This is a genomic window from Streptomyces boncukensis, from assembly GCF_011045075.1.
Lineage (GTDB): Bacteria > Actinomycetota > Actinomycetes > Streptomycetales > Streptomycetaceae > Streptomyces > Streptomyces boncukensis.
Genome location: NZ_JAAKZZ010000530.1, coordinates 1 through 4,805 on the forward strand (window position 1 = coordinate 1; position 4,805 = coordinate 4,805).

The window sequence follows — 4,805 nt, forward strand, 5'->3', positions numbered from 1 at the left end:
GTGCTGGACCGGACCCGCTGTTTGCTGTGCCCGCATTCGGCAGAACAGGGCCCGGTGGTTCGCGGAAAAAGGCAGGGGTGCCCTATGGGGCGAGTAGGGGACGCAATCCGGCGCACGGCCGCAAGACTGATTCAGGTCGGCCGGAAAGGTTCCCGGCGGTGTCGTTCTCCGGAAAGGCCAGGCGCCATGTTTCGCACTGAATTAGTACGCCCTGTTCACGAGTTCCTGGTGGAACACGCGAGGAATGCGGGCGACAAAATCGCGTTCAGCGACGACGTCCGCGGTGTCAGCTACGCGGACCTGGAACTGCGCACCAGGCGGCTCGCCGGACATCTGAGCGCGCTGTCGCTGGAACCGGGCGACCGCGCCGCGATCTACCTCGGCAACCGGGTCGAGACCGTCGAGAGCTATCTCGCGATCACCAGGGCGAGTGCGATCGGCACGCCGTTCAACCCGCACTCCACGGACGCCGAGCTCGGCCATCTGCTCGACGACAGCGGGGCCCGGGTCGTGATCACCGACACCGGCAGGGCCGAGCAGGTGCGCCGGGTGCTGGGCGGGGACGCGGAGGCGTGGATCGTCGTCGTCGGCGACACCGAGGCGGTGCGGACCGGAGTCAGACAGCGGGTGGTGCCCTTCGAGGTGCTCGCGGGCAGCGACCCCGGCGTCCCCGCGCGCGACGACCTCGGGCTCGACGAACCCGCCTGGATGCTCTACACCTCGGGCACGACAGGCAGGCCGAAGGGCGTGCTGTCCACCCAGCGCAACTGCCTGTGGTCGGTCGCGGCGTGCTACGTCCCCATCCCCGGCCTGTCCCGGGACGACCGCGTCGTATGGCCGCTGCCGCTGTTCCACAGCCTGGCGCACATCTTCTGCGTCCTCGGGGTCACCTCGGTCGGCGCGGGCGCGCGGATCGTCTCCGACGCCTCGGCCGAGGCGGTGCTCGACGTGCTGGAGGACGGCTCGTTCACGTTCCTCGCCGGGGTGCCGACCCTCTACCACAACCTGCTCCGCGAGATCCGGCACAGCGGCCGGACCGTCCCGGCGCTGCGCATGTGCCTCGTCGGCGGCGCCGTCACCGGCGCGCAGCTGCGCCGCGACGTCGAGGAGACCCTCGGCGCGCCCCTGATCGACGCCTACGGAAGCACGGAGACCTGCGGGTCGATCACCGTCAACCGGCCGGACGGCGAGCGCGTCGAGGGCTCCTGCGGCCTCCCGGTGCCCGGCCTGGACGTACGGCTCGTGGACCGGCACACCGGGCAGGACGCCGACACCGGCCAGGAGGGCGAGGTCTGGGTCAGCGGGCCCAACGTGATGCTCGGCTACCACAACCAGCCCGAGGCGACCAGGGCCGCGCTGCGGGACGGCTGGTACCGCACCGGCGACCTGGCGGTCCGGGACGCGTCCGGGCACTTCCGGATCACCGGGCGCGTCAGGGAACTCATCATCCGCGGCGGGGAGAACCTCCACCCCGGCGAGGTCGAGCAGGTGCTGCGCGAGGTGCGCGGAGTGCGGGACGCCGCCGTGGTGGGCCGTCCGCACGAGACCCTCGGCGAGGTGCCGGTCGCGTTCGTGGTGCCGGACGCGCACGGCGTCGAACCGGAGAAGCTGTTCGCCGCGTGCCGGGAGAAGCTGTCGTACTTCAAGGTCCCCGAAGAGCTCTACGAGGTCGACAGCATCCCCCGGACGACATCCGGCAAGATCATCCGGCATCGGGTCCCGGAGCGGCCCGCGCTGCTGCGCGCGGCGGGGAGCGGTGAGTACGACGCGCTGTTCCGGACCGACTGGATCCCGCTGACCCACCCGGGCCCGGCGGCCCCGGCGGCGGCCCCGGCGGCCGGCGACTGCGCGGTCGTCGGCACGGGCGCCGCCCAGCTGCGCGCACTCGGCACCGGCGGCACCGGGCCGCGCGCGTACGCCGACTTCGCGGCGCTGAGCGCGGCCGTCGCCGCGGGCGACCCCGTGCCCGGCCTCGTGGCGCGCCTGGTCGACACGGCGGCCGGCGACCCGGGCGCGGCCCTCCGGGCCGCGGAGGAGCTGAGCCGCGAGGTGCGCGGCTGGCTGGCCGACGAGCGCTGCGCAGCGGCGCGCCTGGCCGTGGTGACCCGCGGCGCCGTGAGCACCGGCCCCGGTCAGGTCCCGGACCTGGCGCAGGCCGCCGCGTGGGGTGCGATGAGCAGCCTGACGGGCCTGTCCGAGGGCCGGGTCGCCGTCGCCGACGTGGACTTCGAGCCCGGGTCGGCGGCGGCGCTGCCCGCCGCCGTGTCGCGGGGCGAGCCGCAGCTCGCGATCCGCTCCGGGATCGCGCTGGCCCCCAAGCTGGCCCGCGTCACCGCCGCGACCGACGGGACGCGCTACGCCGCCCCCGATCCCTACCGGAGCGTGGTGCTCACCGGCGCCGGATCCCCGGCAGCGGCAGCCGTGGCCCGGCACCTGGTGACCGTGCACGGCACCCGCGAGATGCTGCTGATCAGCCCGGACGGCGAAGGGGACCCGGCCGCCGCCGACCTGCTCGACCGGCTCGCCGCGCTGGGCGCCGCGGTCGAACTCGCCGCCTGCGACCCGGCCGACCGCGGTGCGCTGGAGGCGGCGCTGGCCGGCCGTGGACCCTCCGCCGTGCTGCACTTCCCCGGCCGCGCCGAGGCGGTCGGCGCCGAGACGGCGGGCGACGAGCTGCGCCGCGTGCTGACGGGCGCGGTCCAGCTGCACGAACTGATGGCGGGCCCCGGCCCGTTCGTACTGTTCTCGTCGCTCGCCGGAACGCTCGGGGCCGCCGCCGAACCCGCGCGGGGGGCCGTGGCCGCCATGCTCGACGCGCTCGCCGTGCAGCGGCAGGCCGCCGGCCGGCCCGCGCTCGCACTCGCGTACGGACCGCCGTGGGGCGGCCCCGCCGACGGGGCCCCGTCCGGCGTCGGCACGCTGTCCGACCGGCGCGCGCTGGCCATGTTCGACGCCGCGCACACGGTGCACGACCCGCTCCTGGCCTCCTTCGTCCTCGACCCGGACGCGCCGGGGGACGACGTACCCGCCCCCCTGGGCCCGTTGGCCGGGCCACGGCCCGTACGGCCCGACGAGGCCGACGAGGCCGACGAGGCCGCGGCAGCGGAGCTGCGGGAGTGGCTGGCCGGCCTGTCCGGCAAGGAGCGCAGCCGCGAACTCGTCGGCCTCGTGGTGCGCGAGACCTCCCGGCTGCGGCCCGGCGCCGCGGTCGACGCCGCACGGCCGTTCCGGGACCTCGGGCTCACCTCGGTGGCCTCGGTGGGGCTGTGCCGCCGCCTGACGGCCGCGACCGGACTGACGTTGCCCACGACGCTCGCCTTCGACCACCCCACGCCGACGGCGGTGGCCGAGCTGCTCAGGACCCGGCTGTTCGGCGAGGACGGACCGGCCCCCGCGCCGACGGCGCCGAAGCCGACCGCCGACGAGCCGATCGCGATCGTCTCGATGGGCTGCCGACTGCCGGGCGGCGTGTCGTCGCCGGAGGACCTGTGGCGGCTCGTCGAGTCCGGCGCGGACGCCGTGTCCCGCTTCCCGGACGACCGCGGCTGGCCGCTCGACGAGCTGTTCGGCAGCGGCGGGGCCGCCCCCCTCAGCAGCACCCGCCAGGCGGCCTTCCTCGACGACGTCGCGGGCTTCGACGCGTCGCTGTTCGCCGTCTCGCCCCGGGAGGCGCAGGCGATGGACCCGCAGCAGCGGCTGCTGCTGGAGGTCGCCTGGGAGGTCTTCGAGCGCGCCGCCGTCGACCCGATGTCGCTGCGGGGCGAGAAGGTGGGCGTCTTCACCGGCCTGATGCACCACGACTACGCGGGCGGCGACACCGCACAGCACCAGGGCCACGAAGGACACCGCGGCGTGGGAAAGGCGGGCAGCGTCGCCTCCGGCCGGATCGCGTACACCTTCGGGCTGGAGGGGCCGGCGGTGACGGTGGACACCGCCTGCTCGTCGTCGCTGGTCTCGATGCATCTGGCGGCGCAGTCGCTGCGCGGCGGCGACTGCGACCTCGCGCTCGCGGGCGGCGTCGCGGTGATGGCGACGCCGACGACGTTCATCGAGTTCTCCCAGCAGGGCGCGCTGGCCGCCGACGGCCGGTGCAAGGCGTTCGCCGACGCGGCGGACGGCACCGGCTGGTCCGAGGGTGTGGGTCTGGTGCTGTTGGAGCGGTTGTCGGATGCGCGGGCGCGGGGGCATCGGGTGCTGGCGGTGGTGCGTGGTTCTGCGGTGAATCAGGACGGGGCGTCGAACGGGTTGACCGCGCCGAGTGGTCCTTCGCAGGAGCGGGTGATCCGTGGGGCGCTGGCGAGTGCGGGGCTGGCGGCGGGGGAGGTGGATGCGGTCGAGGCGCATGGGACGGGTACGTCGCTGGGTGATCCGATCGAGGCGAATGCGCTGCTGGCCACGTACGGGCAGGAGCGCGACCCGGAGCGGCCGCTGTGGCTGGGGTCGGTGAAGTCGAACGTCGGGCACACCCAGGCGGCGGCGGGGGTCACCGGTGTCATCAAGATGGTGCAGGCGATGCGGCACGGGCGGCTTCCGCGCACCCTGCATGTGGATCGGCCGTCGTCCCATGTCGACTGGTCCGCCGGGAGCGTGGAGCTGCTGACCGAGGCCACGGCGTGGCCCGAGGTGGAACGGCCGCGGCGCGCGGGTGTGTCGTCGTTCGGGGTGAGCGGGACGAACGCGCACGTGATCCTGGAGCAGCCTCCCGGTGCGCCGGCGGCGCCGGACGGCGAGGGGGACGGGGACGCTGCCGGGGATGGTGCCGGGGGTCGTTCGGTGCCCTGGGTCGTGTCGGGGCAGTCCGGGGC

The 4,805-nt window shown here is 75.1% G+C and carries 1 protein-coding gene; it reads left to right on the plus strand.

The features are described 5' to 3' along the window. Window positions 1–186: 186 nt before the first annotated feature. Window positions 187–4,805: beta-ketoacyl synthase N-terminal-like domain-containing protein (locus G5C65_RS31305; RefSeq protein ID WP_165302421.1), on the plus strand; the 4,619-nt coding region annotated here is incomplete at its 3' end.